The organism is Mycobacterium sp. AT1 (assembly GCF_002043095.1).
Taxonomy (GTDB): Bacteria; Actinomycetota; Actinomycetes; order Mycobacteriales; family Mycobacteriaceae; genus Mycobacterium.
This window is the reverse complement of record NZ_MVOC01000031.1, coordinates 46,229-64,652: the sequence shown is the minus strand read 5'-3', so window position 1 is coordinate 64,652 and position 18,424 is coordinate 46,229. Positions and strand designations below refer to the sequence as shown.

Sequence of the window (18,424 nt, the reverse complement as noted above, 5' to 3'; positions counted from 1 at the left end):
CCGCCTAGCCCGTCACACACAGCACGTCAAGCACACCCGGCGACCTGCCGGGTGCCGCCCCGTCACGCCCAACACCGTTGCAGGAGAAACATGTCCACGACCACCCACGAGCCACACCTCGACCTCGCGCAGGAGTACGAACACGAACCGGTGCCTCAGTCGGCCCGCCGCAGCCTGACCTCGATAGCCGCCGTCTGGTTCGGCTTCCCGATGAACCTCGGCAACGCCGTGTTCGGCGGGGTGATCGTCTACAACCTCGGCACCGTGGCGGGACTCAGCGCCATCCTGATCGGCAACGTCGTCCTGTTCGCCTACGTCGGCGCCCTGAGCTTCGTCGCGGGGCGCACGGGTAAGAGCTTCTCGCTGCAGGCCGCCGCAACGTTCGGCGACCGCGGCAGGGTGATCGCCGCGGCGTTCCTCGCGACGGTGGTCCTCGGCTGGTTCTCCTTCCAAATCGGCTTGACTGGCACCACTTTGCAGGGTGCCCTCGGGTGGTCGGCCGTCCTCGGCGCGGTGATCGGCGGAGTGCTGTACACCGCCGTCACGATCGTCGGCATCCGAGCCCTTTCGTGGCTCGGGATGGTGGCCGCACCGCTGTTCATCGTGTTGGCGATCGTCGCAATCATGTTGGGCAGCAGTGACTCCGGCACGTCCTTCGGTGACGTCATGTCCTACCACGGTGCGGGGACCGCACTGTCCTTCGGCGCGGCCGTCAGCATCGTCATCGCCGGGTTCGCCGACTCCGGCACGATGACCGCCGACTTCACCCGATGGTCCACCAGCGGTCGCTCGGCGGTGGCCGCCACGTTCACGGCGTTTCCGGTGGCCAACTTCATCGCCTATGCGGTCGGCGGTCTCGTCGTCGCGGTCGGCGGATCCAAGGATCCGGCCACCGAGGGTGGTGGGTTCCTGAACCTGTTGACGGGCCACGGCGTCCTGCTGTCCGCCATCGCCGTGGTGTTCGTCTTCATCAACCTCGGTTCGGTCGCCTCGCATTGCCTGTACAACGGCGCCGTCGGCTGGTCGGGGATCACCCGAGCGGGCATGCGGCCCATCGCCATCGGCCTCGGCGTCGTCGGCCTGGTCGTCGCGGCCACCGGAGTCTGGGCGTACTTCCTGGACTGGCTCAACCTGCTCGGCATCTTCGTACCCCCGATCGGAGCGGTGCTGATCGTCGACCAACTGGTGCTGCGCAGGGTCGACGCCGGCCTCCTCGCCTATCGCCCAACGGCGTTCGCCGGGTGGATCATCGGCGCCGCAGCCGCAACGGCCTCGCACTACCTCGTCCCCGGGTCGATCGACGCCTTGGTCGGAATCGTCGCGGCCGCAGCGGGATACGCGGCAATGGAGGCCGTCCGCCAGTACGCGAGCCAGCGCAGCGCCGGAACGGAGGCGGCGTGACCGTCGTCGAACTCCTCGACGCCATCGCCGCGGGCGACTCGTCGCCGGTGGACCTGGTCGACACCGCGCTCAGCCGGCTGGCCGCGGCGGATCCGTCGCTGCACGCCTTCTGTACCCCGACCCCGGAGATCGCCAGGGCGCGGGCGGTCGAGGTCCAGCGCCAACTCCGCGACGGCGTGGCCGGACCGCTGGCCGGGATTCCCTACGCCGTCAAGGATCTCATCTGCACCAAGGGAATTCGGACCACGTCGGGCTCGGTGGCGTACGCCGACTTCGTCCCCGACACCGATGACGTCTCGGTGGAACGCCTCGACGGTGCCGGCGCGATCAGCCTCGGCAAGACCAATGCCAGCGAGTTCGGCTACTCCGCGACGGGGGCGAATCCGCTGTTCCCGGAGACCAGGAATCCGTGGGACCTCAGCAGGACCCCCGGCGGCTCCAGTGCAGGCACCGCGGCGGCGGTGGCCGCCGGGATCGTGCCGTTCGCCCTCGGCAGTGACGGCGGCGGCTCGATCCGCATCCCCGCCGCCCTGTGCGGGCTGGTCGGCTTCAAGGCGTCGATGGGGCGGGTACCCGTCTACCCCGGCTGCCGCGACCACCGTCATCCAGGCGTATCCGGTTGGGAGAGCATCGAACACATCGGTCCGCTGGCCACCACGGTGGACGACGTCGCGGTGGTGATGGCAGCACTCGCCGGACCCGATCCGCGCGACCGGCACACCATCCCCGCCGGCGACGTCGACTGGCAGACCGCCACGGCCCGGACCGACCTGCGCGGATTGCGCATCGGCTACACGCCCGACTTCGGCTACCTCCCCGTCGACCCCGAGGTCAGGGCGGCAGCCGACCGCGCCGCCGAACTGTTCGCCGCCGAGCTCGGGGCCGAGGTCGAGACGTTCGTGCCCACCTGGCCGAACCCGGCGCCGCACTTCACCGCGCTGATCATGAACGAGACCGACCTCGTCGGCATGCGCCGGATGGTCACCGAGTTCGGCGGGCGAATGTCACCCCGACTGGTCGAGATGCTCGAAACCGATTGGACGGCAGAGGACTTCACGCAGGCGCTGATGATGCGCAAGGCCGTCGTCAACGACATGGCGGCGACGATGCGCCGATTCGACCTGATCCTCTCCCCGACGAGCGCGGTACCCGCGTTCCCGCTCGACTGTGATGGCCCGACCGAGATCGACGGCGTCACGGTCGCGCCGACGACCTGGCAGGGCTTCACGCCGATCGCCAACCTCACCGGCCAACCGGCCATCAGCGTGCCGTCGGGGTTGACGGAGTCGGGGCTTCCGGTCGCGATTCAGCTGATCGGCCCACACCTCGGCGACGGTGTCGTCCTTGCCGCCGCGGCCGCCTACGAACGTCATGCCAGGGCCGCGGGGCACTGGCCGGCGCTGCGCGGACTGGTCCCGTGAGCACGACCGTGATCACGGGCGGCACCGTCGTCACCGCTGCGGAACGGTTCGCGGCGGACCTGTACATCCGCGACGGCGTGATCGTCGGACTCGGGCACGGCCTGGACATCGCGGCCGACACCGTGATCGACGCCGCGGGATGCCTACTGCTGCCCGGCGGCGTCGACCCGCACGTGCACCTGGACTTCCCGTCGCTGACCACCACGACGGCGGACACGTCGCACTCCGGCACCGCCGCCGCGGCGCGGGGCGGTACCACGACGATCGTCAACTTCGCCATGCAGGAATTCGGGGAACCGCTGCCCGCCGCGCTCGAGCGCTCGGTCCGCCAGGCCGAAGGCCAGGCGGTCGTGGACTACGGATTCCACGTCGTGGTGCGTGATCTCGGCGCCGACAGGGTTCGTGGCATCGACGAACTCGTCGACTCCGGGGTCAGCAGCATCAAGCTGTTCATGGCCTACCCCGGCGAGTTGATGGTCGACGACGCCACCCTGCTCGTCGCGATGGAACGCATGGCGGCGGCCGGTGGGCTGACCATGGTGCATGCCGAAAATGGTTCGGCGATCGACGTTCTCACCTCACGTGCCCTGCGGGCGGGCCGGACGTCGCCGCAATGGCACGGCAAGACACGTCCGACGATCCTCGAGGCCGAAGCCGTCCATCGGGCCACCGTGCTCGCCGAACTGGTCGAGGCGCCCACCTATTTCGTGCACATCAGCTGCGAGGAGGCCCTCGCCGAAGTGGCGGCCGCCAAGGCGCGGGGCCTGCCCATCCATGCGGAGACGTGCCCGCACTACCTGACACTGGACGACTCGGTCTACGACGGCGACTCCTTCGAGGTGGCCAAGTACGTCATGACGCCACCACTGCGCGCATCCCATCACCAGGATCGGCTGTGGCACGGCATCCGCCGCGGCGACGTCGACGTCGTGTCCACCGACCACTGCCCGTTCTGCATGGTGGGCCAGAAGGACGCCGGGGTCGAGGACTTCCTCAAGATCCCCAACGGCGTCGGCGGCGTCGAGTACCGGCTGCTGCTGCTCTTCGACCGCGGCGTGGCCGCCGGCCGCATCTCCCTCGAGCAGCTGGTGGCGATCACGGCCACCAACCCGGCGAAGCTCTTCGGGTTGTATCCCGCCAAGGGCAGCCTGATGGTGGGCGCCGACGCCGACGTGGTGATCTTCGACCCGAACGGCGAGACCAGGCTGTCGGTGGACTCGTCGCCGTCGCTGGTGGACTACAGCATCTACGAGGGCTGGAGCGTGGCAGGCGCCATCCGTCGGGTGCTGAGCCGGGGGACGGTCGTCGTCGACGACGGCGTGGTGCAGGACCGCAAGGGGCACGGGCGGTTCGTGGCCCGCGGCGCCACCACGGCGTGAACCGGTGGTGAACTAAATGTGCGCAAGCTTCTCGAACGCGACTTCGGCGCCGATGATGGATGGATGACCCTTTCATCTGACGCACCCGTGCGCACCCGACGGCCCCATTGGTCGCTCGCGCGGACGTGGCTGCTGCAGCCGGGCACCCCCGACGGGCACGACGCCTTCGACGCCGCGGTCGCAGGCAACGCGGACGCGGTCGTGCTCGACGTCGAGGACGGGCTGCCCGATGCGCGCAAGCCCGCCGGTCGTCAGTCTGTGGCGGAGTGGCTGTTCGCCGGTGGGCAGGGCTGGGTACGGATCAACAGCACGACCTCGCCGTTCTGGTCGGCCGATCTGAACGCGCTGTCCGGCGCGCCGGGGCTGCTCGGCGTCATGCTCGCCAAGACCGAGTCCGCAGACGACGTCGCCGCGACGAGCTCCCGGTTGCCCGCGGACACCCCGGTGGTCGCGCTGGTCGAGTCGGCCGTCGGCGTCGAGTCGGTCTCCGACATCGCCAGGGCACCCGGCTGTGCACGAATTGCCTTCGGAGTCGGTGACTTTCGTCGCGACACCGGCATGTCCGCCGACCCGATGACGCTGGCCTACCCACGCGCCCAGCTGGTGATCGCCAGTCGCGCGGCGGGACTGCCTGCCCCAGTCGACGGGCCGACGCTGCGGGCCCACGCCGCCGACCTGGCCAGGGACACCGCGGTGACGAAGGCCGCCGGGATGACCGGGCGGCTGTGCCTGGACTCCGCGCACGCCGAGACGGTCAACGCACTGCTCAGCCCGTCACCGCTGGAGATCGACGAGGCGCGTGCCACGCTCGCCCGCCTCGACGCGCCTGCCGGACCGTACGACGGAAGCGTCGGCCCCACCCGCGCCCGCGCCGAGGCCGTGCTCGACTACGCCGCGAAACTCGGCCTCGTCGACTGATCTCATCCGGCACACTGACGTGCCGTGAACGTCGACCGGGACCTCACCGCCCTGAGCTGAGCTCACCGAGACTTCACTTGGTGACGGGAATTCGCGAAACCGCGTCATCAAGTGAAGTCTCGGCGGTTGACCTCAGTTCACGTAGCCGTCGGCCACCGTCAGCGCGGCGTCGAGGATCTTGAGCCCCTCGGCGACCTCGGCGTCGGAGATGTTGCACGCCGGCACCGCGTGGATGCGGTTGAAGTTGGCGAACGGCAGCAGGCCACCGGACTTGCACGCCGCGATCACCGCGTTCATCGCGGGGCTGGAACCACCGTAGGGCGCCAACGGTTCCCGCGTCTGCGGGTTGGCGACCAGTTCGATCGCCTGGAACACGCCGAGCCCACGCACCTCGCCGACTGACGGGTGCCGCGCCGCGAGGTCCGCCAGACCGGGGCCAAGCACCTCGGAGCCGATGCGGGCGGCGTTGGCCACCATGCCCTCGTCCTCCATCACGTTCAGCGTCGCGACGGCGGCAGCGCATGCCAACGGGTGACCGGAGTAGGTCAGCCCGCCCGGGTAGGCGCGGTCGGCGAACGTCGAGTAGATCGCGTCGTTGATCGCCACGCCGCCCAGGGGCACGTAGCCCGAGGTGACACCCTTGGCGAACGTGATGAGATCCGGCACCACGTCGAAATGCTGGATGGCGAACCATTTTCCGGTTCGTCCGAAGCCGGCCATCACCTCGTCGGCGATCATTACGATGCCGTACTTGTCGCAGATCTCGCGGACGCCAGCCAGGTATCCGGGCGGCGGCACCATGATGCCCGCCGTGCCGGGCACCGACTCCAGGATGATCGCCGCGAACGAGTTCGCGCCCTCGTGCTGGATCAGCCGCTCAAGGTACTCCAGCGCGCGCTCGCTCTCCTGCTGCTCGTTCTCCGCGTAGAAGGACGAGCGGTACAGGAACGGGCCGTTGAAGTGCACGACGCCGCTGCTGGCGTAGTCGTTGGGGTAGCGGCGCGGGTCGCCCGTCAGGTTGACCGCGGTGTCGGTGCCGCCGTGGTACGAGCGGTAGCGCGAAAGCACCTTGTACCGGCCGGTGTGCAGCCGCGCCATGCGGACGGCGTGCTCGACGGCGTCGGCGCCACCGTTGGTGAAGAACACCCGGTTGAGGTCACCAGGGGTGCGCTCGGCGATCAGCCGGGCCGCCTCCGAGCGGGCGGCGTTGACGTGCTGCGGCGCCACCGTGCACAGCTTGGCCGCCTGCTCGGCGATGGCCTTGACCACCGTCGGGTGCTGATGGCCGATGTTGGTGAACACCAGCTGCCCCGAGAAGTCGAGCAGCTTGTTGCCGTCGCCGTCCCAGACATACTGGCCGTCGGAGGCCACGATCGTCATCGGCGTGATCTGGGCTTGCGCCGACCAGGAGTGGAAGACGTGCTTGCGGTCGAGCTCGTAGGCGTGGGCGGCCTCGGCCTTGGCGGTGGCCAGGTCTTGGCCGCTGGGCAGCAGAGTGCTGTCGAAGGTCGTCATGTCGTCAGTCTCCCTCGTCAGTCGTTCTGCGGGAAGCCGAGGTTGATTCCACCATGGCTGGGGTCGAGCCAGCGCGTCGTGACGACCTTGCCGCGGGTGAAGAAGTGCACGCCCTCGGTGCCGTGGGCGTGGGTGTCGCCGAACAGCGAGCTCTTCCAGCCACCGAAGCTGTAGTACGCGGTCGGGACGGGAATCGGCACGTTGATGCCGACCATGCCGACCTCGACCTCGTTCTGGAACCGCCGGGCCGCGCCGCCGTCGTTGGTGAAGATGGCGGTGCCGTTGCCGTAGGGGTTGGCGTTGATCAGGTTCAGGGCCTCGTCGTACGAGCTGACCCGGACGACCGACAGCACGGGGCCGAAGATCTCGTCGGTGTAGACGCTCATCTCGGGGGTGACGTTGTCGATCAGCGTCGGACCCAGCCAGAAGCCGTCGGACTCACCGTCGACGGAGATCCCGCGCCCGTCGACCACGATGGTCGCGCCGTCGGCCTCTCCGGCGTCGACGTAGGAGGCGACCTTGTCGCGGTGGGCCTTGGTGACCAGCGGCCCCATGTCGGAGTCCCGCGTGCCGTCACCGGTCTTGAGTCCCTTGGCGCGATCGGCGATCTTGGCGACCAACTCGTCGGCGATCGGGCCGACGGCGACGCAGGCGCTGATGGCCATGCAGCGTTCACCGGCCGAGCCGAAGCCGGCGTTGATCATGGCGTCGGCGGCCAGGTCGAGGTCGGCGTCGGGCAGCACGATGGCGTGGTTCTTGGCGCCACCGAGGGCCTGGACCCGCTTGCCGTGCAGCGTGCCGGTGGAGTAGACGTACTGCGCGATCGGCGTCGAGCCGACGAAGCTGATCGCCTTGACCGACGGGTTGGTGAGCAGTTCGTCGACCGCGACCTTGTCCCCCTGCAGCACGTTGAACACGCCGGCGGGCAGACCGGCCTCCGCCCACAGTTCGGCCAGCCAGAGCGCGGCCGACGGGTCCTTCTCGCTGGGCTTGAGCACGACGGTGTTGCCCGCGGCGATGGCGATCGGGAAGAACCACATGGGCACCATGGCCGGGAAGTTGAACGGGCTGATGATGCCGACGACGCCAAGCGGCTGGCGGATGGAGGCGACGTCGACGTTGGTCGAGGCGTTCTCGGTCATGCCGCCCTTGAGCAGATGCGCGATGCCGCAGGCGAATTCGACGACTTCCTGGCCGCGGCTGACCTCGCCGAGGGCGTCGGAGACGACCTTGCCGTGCTCGCTGGTGATGATCTCGGCCAACTCGCCCTTGCGGGCGTTGAGCAGCTCGCGGAACGCGAACAGGATGGTGGTGCGCTTCGCCAGCGACGTGTCGCGCCAGGCCGGGTAGGCCGCGGCGGCGGCGTCGATCACGACGCGGGCGTCGGCGACGTCGGCAAGGGCGAGTTCGCCGGTGACCTGACCGGTGGCGGGGTTGGTCACCGACGAGGTGCGGTCGCCGGATCCGGCGAAGCCCTTGCCGTCGGCCCAGTGGGCGATGGTCTTGACGCGGGTGCTGAGTGTCATGCCTCGATTCTCGCCGCGTTCACGGCGTGAGTTGTCCGACGATCTGTAACGAATCAGCCGAATGAACTTACGATGTGTAGATGCAGCCGACCGTGCGCGAGATCCTGGCGTTGCCGGTGCTGCAGGCCGGTGATCCCGTCCTGGTCTGCGGTGCCGACCGCCCCGACGCGCTGGACCGGCCGGTCCGCTGGGTACACGTCAGCGACCTGCCCGATCTGTCCAACCTGCTGGAGGGCGGCGAGCTGGTGCTCACCACCGGGCAGGCGCTGACCGACGAGCAGCACCGCGACGCCTACCTCCCGCAGCTCGCGCAGGCCGGGGCCGTGGCGCTCGTCGTCGAACTCGGGACGCACGTCGACGAGGTGCCGCCCTCGGTGGTGGCGGCAGGCGCGCATCTCGACCTGCCCGTCGTCGCGCTGCGGCGCCCAGTGCGCTTCGTCGAGGTCACCGAGGAGGTGCACCGCCGGATCGTGGCCGAGCAGTACGCCGAGGTCGACTACGCCCGCCGGGTGCACGAGGCGTTCACCAACCTCAGCATGCGCCGAGCGTCGGTGGACGAGATCGTCGCGGCCGCGGCCGACATGCTCGACATGCCGATCGTCCTCGAAGACCTCAACCACCAGGCACTGGCCTTCGTCCGACGGGGGCTCTCGCTCACCGAGCTGCTCGGCGACTGGGAGCGCCGGTCGCGGGTCGACGTCGGTACGTGGGTGACGCGCCCGGTCGGTCCGTATCGGCAGGAGTGGGGCCGGCTGGTTGCGCCGCTGGGGCGGGCCGACGGCGACGAGCCGGACGACCGCACCGTGACGACTCTGGAGCGAGCTGCCCAGGCGCTGGCGTTGCACCGGATGGTCGAGCAGGACCGCACGTCACTCGAATTGCGGGCACAGAGCGGGCTGGTCGACGACCTGCTGCGCGGGCGGATCAGGGACGAGGGCGAGGCGACCGCCCGCGCGCATGCACTCGGATTGCGGCCGGCGCTGACCTACGTTCCGATGACCGTCCGGGTACCGCAGACCGCCAACGCCAACCAGCTGTTGACCCAGCAGCGGCGCAGCCGAACCCTGGACGCGGTGGTCCACGCGATCAGGTCCGGCGGGCACAGCGTGCTGGCCGCCAGCAGGGACGACGGCCAGATCGACCTGCTGCTCGCACCGCAGTCCAAGGCGATGGCCGTCGCCGACCCCGGCCCCGAACGCGCCCTCATCGAGGTGACCACCGCGATGCGCCACGCCGTCGTCCAGGTCGACGGCGTCTCGTCGTGCGTCATCGGCGTCGGGCCGGAGTCGAGCCGGCTCGTCGACGCCGCGGGCGGGCTCGAGGAATCCGCCCACGTCGCCGAGGTCGCGCTGGCGATGGCGGACGGCCGACCGTTCTTCAGGGCGGCCGACGTACGGCTGCGCGGTTTGATCGCCCTGATTCGCTCCGAGGCGAGGGTGCAGGCATTCGCCGAGACGGAGCTGCGCGGACTCCTGGAGCGACGGGCCACGCACGGCGACGAGATGTTCGATCTGCTTGCCGGCTACCTGGACGAAGGCGGCAACAAGGCGGCGCTGGCCAAGCGTTTACATCTCTCGCGGCCGACGCTGTACGCGCGTCTCGCGGCCGTCGAGCGCCTGCTCGGGGTGGACCTCGACGACGCGGAGTCTCGCACCTCGCTGCACGTCGCGATGATGGTGCTGGCGCGCTAGTGCCTCTTCTCGCCGAGTGTGGAGTCGAGCTACGCCGATCTGCCCTCGTGCGTGGCAGAAGTCCACACTCGGCGGGTGACGTGCACGACGGCCACCACGACGGCGCCGACGACGAGTCCGATCACCGCGGAGATGCCGGTGTTCACCAGCCAAGCCAACAGGCCGCCGACGCTGCCTGTCGCGTGGCGGACGTTCTCCTCGAGGTGGTGCACGAACCCGTACGGCGGGTGCCAGCCGAGAGTGTCGGTACCGAGCAGCAGGATGTGGCCGCCGACCCAGAGCATCGCGACCGTGCCGATGGCCGACAGCGCCGTCAGCAGCTTCGGCATGCCGACCACCAGACCGCGGCCGACCTTCTGCGCGAACGCGGACGCGCGCTGGGTGAGGGCCAGGCCGACGTCGTCCATCTTCACGATGAGGGCGACGACGCCGTACACCGCGGCGGTGATCACGAATGCGACGACGATCAGGATGATGAGCCGCGGCCAGAAGGACTGGTCGGCCACCTCGTTGAGCGCGATCACCATGATCTCGGCCGACAGGATGAAGTCGGTGCGGATGGCTCCGCTGGTCATCTGCTTCTCGGCGTCCTCGCCGACCGCGGCAGCCGGCGCGGCGTGCGCGTCGTGCCCCCGGATCTTGCCCCATACCTTCTCCGCGCCTTCGAAACAGAGATAGGTGGCGCCCAGCATCAGGATCGGGGTCAGCAGCCACGGCACGAACTGGCTGAGCAGCAGCGCGGCGGGCAGGATGAAGAGCAACTTGTTGCGCAACGAGCCGAGTGCGATCCGCTTGATCATCGGCAACTCGCGGTCCGCGGTGATGCCGTGTACGTATTGCGGCGTCACGGCCGTGTCGTCGATGACGACGCCTGCCGCCTTCGCGGTGGCGCGACCCGCCGCGGCGCCGATGTCGTCGACCGAGGCCGCCGCGAGCCGGGCCAGGGCGGCGACGTCGTCGAGCAGCCCGAACAACCCCGCGCTCATGCGTGTTCTCTGCTCAGCCTCATGGCTCCCGAGGATACGTGGAGTCTGGGAAGCTGCTGTCATGACTTCGACCGACACCCGCGCCGACGTCGTCGTCGTGGGCGGCGGAATCGCCGGGGTGTCGATCGCCTACGAACTGTCGACGGCGGTGCGGGTCACGCTGCTCGAGATGGAGCCGACGCTGGCCTATCACACCACCGGCCGGTCGGCCGCGACGTTCCTGGAAACCTATGGCGGCGAACAGATTCGGGCTCTGACGACGGGTAGCAGGGCGTTCTTCAGCGATCCGCCCGAGGTCTTCGAATCGACGCTGATGACCCCGCGGCCGTCCCTGCAATTCGCGACCACCGGCCGCGCCGCGGTGATCGAGCGGATGCACGCCGCGGTGCTGCGGCAGGTGGCGGACGCCGAACTGCTCGACGGCGACCGGTGCCACGAGCTGTTCCCGTTGCTGCGACCTGAGGTGGTCGAGCGCGGAATGTACGAACCGCGGGCGATGGCGCTCGACGTGGCGGCCCTGCACCAGGGGTATGTGCGCGGGGCGCGCCGCAACGGAGCCGAGATCGTCCGGACCGCCCAGGTGGTGTCGTTGCAACGGCTGGGGGACGCGTGGACCGCGACCACCGCTGACGGCGGCACCCATCGGGCGCCGGTGGTGGTCGACGCCGCGGGCGCGTGGGCCGACGTGCTGGCCGCCGCGGCCGGCGTGCGGCCCGTCGGGTTGACGCCGGTGCGGCGCACCATCTTCATGGTCGACTCGCCGCTGGGTGAGGCCAGCCGGGGATGGCCCAACTGCAGCGACGTCGACCAGTCCTTCTACGTCAAGACCGCAGGGGCGCAGTTCCTGTGCTCGCCCGCCGACGAGACGCCGTGCCCGCCGAGTGACGCCAAGCCGGACGAGCTCGAAATCGCCAGGGCCATCGACGCGATCAACGCCACGACGACGATCGGGGTGCGCAGCATCGGTGCGTCGTGGGCGGGCTTGCGCACGTTCGCGCCGGACCGCAACTTCGTCGTCGGCGAGGACGCCGACGCTCCGGGCTTCTTCTGGCTTGCGGGGCAGGGCGGCTACGGAATCCAGACAGCGCCCGCCACGGCACGGCTGGGCGCGGCCCTCGTGCTCGGCCAACCCGTCCCCGCCGACCTCGTCGCCCGCGGGCTCGACGTCACTCGGTTGGCGCCGCATCGGCTTCGGTCATGACGCCGACGAGCTGATCGAAGAAGGAGCAGACGGCCTTCTGCTGGGCCGGTGTCATGGCGTGTCCGACGTCGTCGAGGGCGCGCACGATCGGCGCCCACGTGTCGAACAGCAGGTCAACCGCGTGGGGTAGCACCCGAACGGCGACCCGCCTGCGGTCGTCCACGTCGCGGACGCGTTCGAGCAGCCCGTCGGACTCGAGGCGGTCGAGCAGCACCGTCACCGAGGCCGACCGGATGTCCAGTCGACGGCTCAACTCCGTTGGTCCCATCGGGCCGTGAACGTCGAGCAGTCGCAGGGCCTGCATGTCGGTGGCGTTGAGGCCCATCCGCCGCGCCTGCCGCCGCTGAAGCTCGTCGTGAGCTTCCAGGAAGCCGCGCATGGCGATCGTCGGCCCGCTCAGGTTGGACAGCCAGTGGCCCGTCGCGTCGCGCTCGTGTCTCTCGTCGCTCTTCGGTTTCACGCGGCTCTCCCGTGGGCAGATACTTCATAGAACATGTATTACGGTATTCTAGGTAAATCCTCTCCGATTGGACACCATCTCGTGACTCGCCACGCCGTCATCTCCGGATCGGGTATCGCCGGACCCGCCCTGGCCCATCAACTCGCCGCCAGGGGTTGGCGGACCACCGTCCTCGAGCGCTTCCCGCAGGCCCGCAGTGAGGGGCAGAACGTCGACGTCCGCGGCGCCGCCCGTGAGGTGGTGCGCCGCATGGGCATCGAGGCCGACGTGCGGGCGGCCAACACCGGTGAGGTCGGCATGCGCTTCGTAGCTGCAGACGGCTCGCCCGTGGCGTCCTTTCCGATGGGCGGTCCCGGTGAATCCGACGGTCCCACCGCCGAATTGGAAATCCTCCGGGGCGAGCTGTCCCGGATTTTGATCGAGCACACCCGCGAGACCACCGGCTACCGCTTCGGCACGCAGATCGCCGACCTCACCGACCGCGGCGACCACGTCTCGGTTGCGCTTGACGACGGGTCGAGCGTCGACGCCGACGTCGTCGTCATCGCCGAGGGCCTGCGCTCGACCTCGCGGCGATTCGTCACCCCGACCCAGGTCAACGACCTCGGCATGTACTTCGCCTACGTCACCGTGCCGCGGCTGGCCGCCGACGACCAGTGGTGGAACTGGCAGCACGCTCCCGGCTCGCTGGCCGTGCACGTCCGGCCCGACAATCTCGGAACCTCAAGGGCCATACTGACATTCATCTCCGACGTGCGAGGGCTGGAGGATCTCGAACGGGCCGACCAGGTCGCCATCCTGCGTCGCACCTTCGCCGACGTCGGCGGGCTCGCGCCCCGGGTGCTTGCCGAACTCGACGACGCGCCGCTGTTCTTCGACGCCCTCGGCCAGGTGAGCTCGTCGCAGTGGACGCGCGGTCGCGTCGCGCTTCTCGGCGACGCGGCGTACACCAACGCGACCTTCGGCGGCGGCGGCACCAGCCTGGGGCTGATCGGCGCCTACGTGCTCGCCGGCGAACTGTCCCGCGGTGACGACGACCGCGCCGCCCTGGTCCGCTACGAGCAGCTGATGCGCCCGCACGTGGAAACCACTGCGCCACAGTCGATCATGAAGACCATTCGGCGGGCCAATCCGCGCACCGAGGGAGGCATCCGGGCGCTGCACGCCGGGGCGATGGTCGCGGCAGGCCCCGTCGGCCGGGGTGCGATGAAGCTGGCAGGCAAGCGGCTGGTCCGCGTGGCGGCCGACGACCTGCACCTGCCCGAGTATCCAGACGCGGTGGTTCAGCACGCCGGGTGACACCTGGCTACGGTGACAGCCGTGTCGTCGCCCGAGTCGCGAGAAGAACCGGCTCCGTTCCCGCGGGGGATGGCGCTGCTGGTGGCCGGCGCGTTCTTCATGGAGATCGTCGACGCCACGATCATCAACCCGGCGATACCTCTGATCGCGTCGTCGTTCGGGGTCGACCCGGTGGACGTCAACCTCGCGATCTCGGCCTACCTCGTCACCCTTGCGGTGCTCATCCCGGCCAGCGGATGGGTCGCCGACCGCTTCGGTGCCCGGCCGGTCTTCGCCGCCGCCATCGCGATCTTCACCCTCGCGTCGCTCGGGTGCGCGCTCAGTGTCTCCCTGCCGATGCTCGTCGGGATGCGCGTCCTGCAGGGCGTCGGCGGCGCCATGATGGTGCCCGTCGGCCGACTGGCGGTGCTACGCGTCAGCGGCAAGGCCAGCCTGGTCCGGACGATCGCGCTGTTGACGTGGCCAGCGCTGGCGGCACCGGTGCTGGCCCCGGTCCTCGGCGGCGCGATCGCGACCCTTGGCTCCTGGCGGTGGATCTTCTTCGTCAACATCCCGATCGGCGTCGTCGGTTTCCTGTTGTCGCTCAAGCTGATCAGCGGCGAGAGAGATCCGGTGCCGCGGCCGCTGGACTGGCGGGGGCTGCTCGTCCTCGGCGCGGGCATCGCGGCGGCCCTGATGGCGTTGGAGAGCATCCGGGTCGCAGGCACTGACTGGCTGCTGGTCGCCGCGGGCGGTGCGACGGCCCCGGTGCTGCTGGCCGTGGCGGCCTGGCACCTGCTGCACACCCGTCATCCCCTCATCGAGCTGCGGGTGCTGCGGGTGCCGACGCTGCGGATCACGGTGACCGCCGGATCGCTGTACCGCCTCGTCATCACCGCGGTGCCGTTCTTGTTGCCGCTGCAATTCCAACTGGTCTTCGGATGGACGCCGTTCCTCTCGGGTCTGTTGGTCGCGGTGCTGTTCGTCGGAAACATCGCGATCAAGCCGGCGACGACGCCGTTGATGCGGCGCTTCGGGATTCGTCGAGTGCTCATCGTCAACGGCGTGCTCTCGGTGGGCTGCTACGGGCTGCTCGCGAGCCTGGGCCCGATGACGCCGGTCGCCGTCATCGGGGTGGTCTTGTTCCTCAGCGGCGTCCTGCGATCGGTCGGCTTCACCGCCTACGTCACGCTGGCCTTCTCCGACGTCGACGGCGACCACCTGACGCATGCGAACACACTCAACGCGGCCGTGCAGGAACTAGCCTCCGGTCTCGGGATCGCCGTTGCGGCACTGCTGCTCAGCACGTTGACCCCACTGGCGGTGACACCGCACACCGCGTACGCGTGGACCTTCCTGGTGCTCGGTGCGCTGATGGCACTCACCGTGGTCGAGTCGTTCCGGTTGCCGCGTGACGCGGCCGCCGCGGTGACCGCCCGCTAGCGCTCAGTCCAGAAGTTCGCTGCGGCGCTGTTCCTCCCACAGCGCCATCCTGGTTCTCGCCGGCTCGCCGACCGCGTCCATCACCAGCGGAATGAGCAGCTCGGTGAGCAGGAACCCCGCCGCCATGCTCTGGTAGGTGGTGCCCACCGTGCTCGACGCCGTCAGCACGACCTCGGCCTCCGGGGCGACGGGGCAGGCCAGGTCGTCGGTGACGAGCAGCACCGTCGCGCCGGCCCGATGTACGCGGGCGGCCAGATCGGCGGCGCTGCGCTGATATCGGTGATAGTCGAACAGCATCACGACGTCGCGGCGGGTCAGTTCGATCATGGTGCCCAGATCGCGACCGGTGGGGTCGGTGAGCAGCCGCACGCCGGGCCGCAGCTGCTCCAGGTGCGCGGCGAGATGCATTGCCAGCAGGTGTGAGAACCGTCCACCGTGCAGGTACAGCGGTCGGCTGGTGTCGGCAAGCAGCGCGATCGCGGCCTCCACGGCCGGGCCGGGCATCTGCGCCAGCGTCTCCTCGGCGCGTTCGTTCTGAGCGCGGGCCTGGTGCAGGAGGCGATCCAGCGGGCCGGCATCCGCCGAGCCGGTCGGGGTGGCCGGCAGCCGGGTGATCGGCCCGTTGGACTGGGCCGTCAGCTCGGCGCGCAACGCCACCTGAAGATCGGTGAACCCCTCGTAGCCAAGGGTTTGCGCGAACCGGAGCACGGTCGGCGGGCTCACCTCGGCGCGCTCGGCGAGCCGTGCCGCACTGGCCAGCCCGGCGCTGGGATAGTCGGCGAGCAGTGCCCGGCCGACCCGACGCTCGGCCTTGCTCAGCGACGGCAGGGCGGCGCCGGCGCGCGCGGCGACGGTCTCGTCGGTCACGCCGGTTTCGCCGGTCGCGTCGCGTCGGGCAGAACCAGCGGATGCGTCGTCACCGACAAATCATGCATCGAGATGGCGACGACGGATTCGGGTGCCACGGGTTCCCATGGCAGATCGCCGAATCCGGTCGAGCCGACGACGATCCTGGCGTCGTCGCCATCGCCAACGCGCGCGATGCGCAGGGCGAAGTAGTCCTCGAGGTGTTCCGACGGCAGGTCGGTGGCACTGATCTCCGCGATGTCCTCGGCGGGCAGGATGCTGTGGGCGTGCGCGTGGACGACGATCAGCTGGTCCTCGCCGAGGACGAGGGCGTTGAGGCTGGCGTTGGGGTGGCTCTTCCGTAACTGGGCGACGGCGCGCCGCACCGCCTCGGCGAGAGTGCTTGTCGCACCGCGGTGTTGACGGATCAGCGCGAAGTAGCGCTCGCTGTCGGTGGTGCCGCGCATGGACGCCGCGATCGCGGGCTCGAGCAGGCCGTCCAACGAGTCCATCGGCTTGATCGACCCGTTGTGGGCCATCGCGAGACCGTCGGCGAGGAACGGGTGGGAGTTGCGCGGCTCGACCGCGAGCCCGGTGGTCGCCCAGCGGAGGTGGACAAGCGACGCGGTTGGGCGGAGTTCACGGGTGGCCGCGACGAACTCGGGATCGTCGAGCGCGCTGCCCGCCGACACCATGACGCGCGGGACGTCACCGACGTGGTCGACGCCCGCGACGCCCCACCCGTCGCCGTGGATCTTCGTCAGCGCGAGGAAGTCCGTCAGTACCGCGTCCCCGACGGCGGAGGCGATGGACACCGGCGTCAGCGAGACGACACCCAAGAGTCGACACATGCAGGCATCCTCCGATCGATGATCTTATGAATCAACCATAAACCGTCGAATTTAAAGAATCTGAAACATTCATGACATAGGTTTCTCGCAGACTCACTGGGCGCCCCGGCATCGGGACCGCTCGGCGGCGAGTGAAGCGACGGGAGAGAGAATCAGTGTCGATCGACGACCGCATCACTGACCTGCGCGCCAAAGGCGTTGAACTGGTGGCTGGTTCGGTGACCGATCCGGCCGGTGTGACCAGGGCCAAGTACGTTCCCCTGCGCAGGCTCGGGGACTTTCAGCGCTCCGGCATGGGGGTGTCGCCCTCGTGGAGTGTCTTCTGCGTCGACAGTGGAATCGCCTTCACCCCGACCATCGGTGTCGCCGGTGACCTGCGGATTCGGATCGACCCGGCGACCGCCCAGGTCGTCGACGACGGCATTGCGTGGGCGCCGGGCAACCTCACCGACCAGGCGGGTGACCCGGCGCCGCTGTGCGTGCGCTCCCTGTTGGCGCGCACCGAACGGGCCGCGGTGGACCGCGGCCTGACCGCCCTGGTCGGCGCCGAACTGGAATGCACGATGATCGCCCCCGACGGAGGGCCGGCGTCGTCGGGACCGTGGTCGCCCTACGGGATCAGGACGTCGCTGGAGCATTCGGCGTTCCTCGTCGACCTCGCCACCACCGCCGACCGCGCGGGCCTGAGCATCGAACAGATCCACACCGAGTACGGTCACGACCAACTCGAGGTGTCGCTGGCGCCCACCACGGCGGTCGCCGCCGCGGACGCCGTCATCCTGACCCGCATCGTCCTCGGCCGGGCGGCGGCGCGGCACGGGCTGCAAATCTCGTTCGCCCCCGTGCCATTCGAGGGCGCTGCGGGCAACGGGGCGCACCTGCACCTGTCGTTGGCCGACGCCGACGGCCCGCTGTTCTCCGGTGGGGACGGGCCATACGGAATCCGGTCGGCCGGAGGGTCTGCGATCGCAGGCGTCGTCGACGCACTTCCCGATCTGCTCGGGGTCTACGCGGGTTCGGCACTGTCGGCGCTGCGGCTCAAGCCGGGTAACTGGGCAGGCGCCGTTGCGTGCTGGGGTTTGGAGAATCGCGAAGCCGCCGTGCGGTTCATCGCGGCCACCCCGGGAAGCCCGCACGGTGCCAACGCGGAGCTGAAACTCGTCGACCCGAGCGCCAACCCGTACCTGGCGGCGGCGGCCTTCCTTGGCAGCGCCCTCCGCGGTGTCGACCTCGGGCTGGAGCTGCCCGCCGAGGTCCCCGAGAATCCCGCCGAATCCGCCACTGCCCCAGCGCCGCTGGCCACCGACCAACTCTCCGCGGTCGACGCCCTCGAACGCTCAGAGGTCGCGGCGGAGCTGCTCACCCCCGAGATGATCGAAGCAGTGGTCGCCGTGCGGCGACACGAACTCGCGACCTACGGCGGCCGACCAGCCGCCGAGACCACGCAGGCACTACGCCTGGCGTGGAGCTGTTGACCCAGCGTTTGCCACCCCAGGAACCGAGGAGAC

The 18,424-nt window shown here is 69.6% G+C and carries 15 protein-coding genes; 9 read left to right on the top strand and 6 right to left on the bottom strand.

All coding sequences use genetic code 11. From position 1 onward, the window contains the following. The first annotated feature begins 90 nt into the window (after nucleotides 1-90). The 4 genes from B1790_RS15055 to B1790_RS15040 all read left to right on the top strand — a co-directional run bounded on the left by B1790_RS15055 (nucleotide 91) and on the right by B1790_RS15040 (nucleotide 5,119). Nucleotides 91-1,401: a cytosine permease gene (locus tag B1790_RS15055; protein ID WP_079924038.1), complete on the top strand. Its 1,311-nt coding sequence runs from the start codon at nucleotides 91-93 to the stop codon at nucleotides 1,399-1,401. Continuing rightward, entirely contained in the window at nucleotides 1,398-2,822 is a 1,425-nt protein-coding gene (locus B1790_RS15050; protein ID WP_079924037.1) for an amidase, read from the top strand. Before B1790_RS15055 ends, B1790_RS15050 begins: the two co-directional genes overlap by 4 nt. Continuing rightward, nucleotides 2,819-4,201: a dihydropyrimidinase gene (gene hydA, locus B1790_RS15045; RefSeq protein ID WP_079924036.1), complete on the top strand. Its 1,383-nt coding sequence runs from the start codon at nucleotides 2,819-2,821 to the stop codon at nucleotides 4,199-4,201. The genes B1790_RS15050 and hydA overlap by 4 nt, the downstream gene beginning before the upstream one ends. Nucleotides 4,202-4,264: 63 nt before the next feature. Continuing rightward, complete coding sequence (locus B1790_RS15040) at nucleotides 4,265-5,119, top strand: CoA ester lyase (RefSeq protein WP_079924069.1); 855 nt, start codon at nucleotides 4,265-4,267, stop codon at nucleotides 5,117-5,119. 132 nt (nucleotides 5,120-5,251) lie between these two features. Here B1790_RS15040 and B1790_RS15035 read toward each other — a convergent pair whose 3' ends face one another. Together B1790_RS15035 and B1790_RS15030 are read right to left on the bottom strand one after the other, a co-directional pair. Next, the gene (locus B1790_RS15035) at nucleotides 5,252-6,634 is read right to left on the bottom strand and encodes an aspartate aminotransferase family protein (protein WP_079924035.1); all 1,383 of its coding nucleotides are present in this window, start codon (nucleotides 6,632-6,634) and stop codon (nucleotides 5,252-5,254) included. Between the two features lie 17 nt (nucleotides 6,635-6,651). Further along, entirely contained in the window at nucleotides 6,652-8,160 is a 1,509-nt protein-coding gene (locus B1790_RS15030; protein WP_079924034.1) for a CoA-acylating methylmalonate-semialdehyde dehydrogenase, read from the bottom strand. An 80-nt stretch (nucleotides 8,161-8,240) separates the two neighbouring features. Here B1790_RS15030 and B1790_RS15025 point away from each other — a divergent pair, with 80 nt between their 5' ends. Next, nucleotides 8,241-9,851 (top strand): PucR family transcriptional regulator, encoded by a 1,611-nt coding sequence (locus tag B1790_RS15025; protein ID WP_079924033.1) that lies wholly within the window; start codon nucleotides 8,241-8,243, stop codon nucleotides 9,849-9,851. Nucleotides 9,852-9,880: 29 nt separating this feature from the next. Here B1790_RS15025 and B1790_RS15020 read toward each other — a convergent pair whose 3' ends face one another. Beyond that, complete coding sequence (locus B1790_RS15020) at nucleotides 9,881-10,837, bottom strand: DUF808 domain-containing protein (RefSeq protein WP_079924032.1); 957 nt, start codon at nucleotides 10,835-10,837, stop codon at nucleotides 9,881-9,883. Between the two features lie 61 nt (nucleotides 10,838-10,898). Here B1790_RS15020 and B1790_RS15015 point away from each other — a divergent pair, with 61 nt between their 5' ends. Continuing rightward, complete coding sequence (locus B1790_RS15015; protein WP_079924031.1) at nucleotides 10,899-12,038, top strand: FAD-binding oxidoreductase; 1,140 nt, start codon at nucleotides 10,899-10,901, stop codon at nucleotides 12,036-12,038. Here B1790_RS15015 and B1790_RS15010 read toward each other — a convergent pair. Continuing rightward, the gene (locus B1790_RS15010) at nucleotides 12,004-12,498 is read right to left on the bottom strand and encodes a MarR family winged helix-turn-helix transcriptional regulator (protein WP_079924030.1); all 495 of its coding nucleotides are present in this window, start codon (nucleotides 12,496-12,498) and stop codon (nucleotides 12,004-12,006) included. The two genes, B1790_RS15015 and B1790_RS15010, sit on opposite strands and share 35 nt — an antisense overlap. Before the next feature lie 81 nt (nucleotides 12,499-12,579). On the opposite strand from B1790_RS15010, the gene B1790_RS15005 reads away from it, so the two are divergent. Both B1790_RS15005 and B1790_RS15000 read left to right on the top strand, forming a co-directional pair. After that, on the top strand, nucleotides 12,580-13,797 hold the full coding sequence (locus B1790_RS15005; protein ID WP_233165135.1) for an FAD-dependent monooxygenase: 1,218 nt from the start codon (nucleotides 12,580-12,582) through the stop codon (nucleotides 13,795-13,797). A 69-nt stretch (nucleotides 13,798-13,866) separates the two neighbouring features. Further along, nucleotides 13,867-15,219 (top strand): MFS transporter, encoded by a 1,353-nt coding sequence (locus tag B1790_RS15000; RefSeq protein WP_079924028.1) that lies wholly within the window; start codon nucleotides 13,867-13,869, stop codon nucleotides 15,217-15,219. Between the two features lie 3 nt (nucleotides 15,220-15,222). Here B1790_RS15000 and B1790_RS14995 read toward each other — a convergent pair whose 3' ends face one another. Both B1790_RS14995 and B1790_RS14990 read right to left on the bottom strand, forming a co-directional pair. Then, nucleotides 15,223-16,086 carry a MurR/RpiR family transcriptional regulator gene (locus B1790_RS14995; protein WP_079924027.1) on the bottom strand — a complete coding sequence of 288 codons (864 nt, stop codon included), beginning with the start codon at nucleotides 16,084-16,086 and terminating at the stop codon, nucleotides 15,223-15,225. Continuing rightward, nucleotides 16,083-16,916, bottom strand: coding sequence for a class II glutamine amidotransferase (locus B1790_RS14990; RefSeq protein ID WP_079924026.1), 834 nt, complete (start codon nucleotides 16,914-16,916; stop codon nucleotides 16,083-16,085). Before B1790_RS14990 ends, B1790_RS14995 begins: the two co-directional genes overlap by 4 nt. Before the next feature lie 206 nt (nucleotides 16,917-17,122). On the opposite strand from B1790_RS14990, the gene B1790_RS14985 reads away from it, so the two are divergent. Further along, nucleotides 17,123-18,391, top strand: coding sequence for a glutamine synthetase family protein (locus B1790_RS14985; RefSeq protein WP_233165134.1), 1,269 nt, complete (start codon nucleotides 17,123-17,125; stop codon nucleotides 18,389-18,391). Nucleotides 18,392-18,424 lie beyond the last annotated feature (33 nt).

Coding starts and splice junctions, on each gene's coding strand:
- B1790_RS15055 (WP_079924038.1), top strand. CDS start 91: ATGTCCACGACCACCCACGAGCCACACCTCGACCTCGCGCAGGAGTAC.
- B1790_RS15040 (WP_079924069.1), top strand. CDS start 4,265: ATGACCCTTTCATCTGACGCACCCGTGCGCACCCGACGGCCCCATTGG.
- B1790_RS15035 (WP_079924035.1), bottom strand. CDS start 6,634: ATGACGACCTTCGACAGCACTCTGCTGCCCAGCGGCCAAGACCTGGCC.
- B1790_RS15030 (WP_079924034.1), bottom strand. CDS start 8,160: ATGACACTCAGCACCCGCGTCAAGACCATCGCCCACTGGGCCGACGGC.
- B1790_RS15025 (WP_079924033.1), top strand. CDS start 8,241: ATGCAGCCGACCGTGCGCGAGATCCTGGCGTTGCCGGTGCTGCAGGCC.
- B1790_RS15020 (WP_079924032.1), bottom strand. CDS start 10,837: ATGAGCGCGGGGTTGTTCGGGCTGCTCGACGACGTCGCCGCCCTGGCC.
- B1790_RS15015 (WP_079924031.1), top strand. CDS start 10,899: ATGACTTCGACCGACACCCGCGCCGACGTCGTCGTCGTGGGCGGCGGA.
- B1790_RS15000 (WP_079924028.1), top strand. CDS start 13,867: ATGGCGCTGCTGGTGGCCGGCGCGTTCTTCATGGAGATCGTCGACGCC.
- B1790_RS14990 (WP_079924026.1), bottom strand. CDS start 16,916: ATGTGTCGACTCTTGGGTGTCGTCTCGCTGACGCCGGTGTCCATCGCC.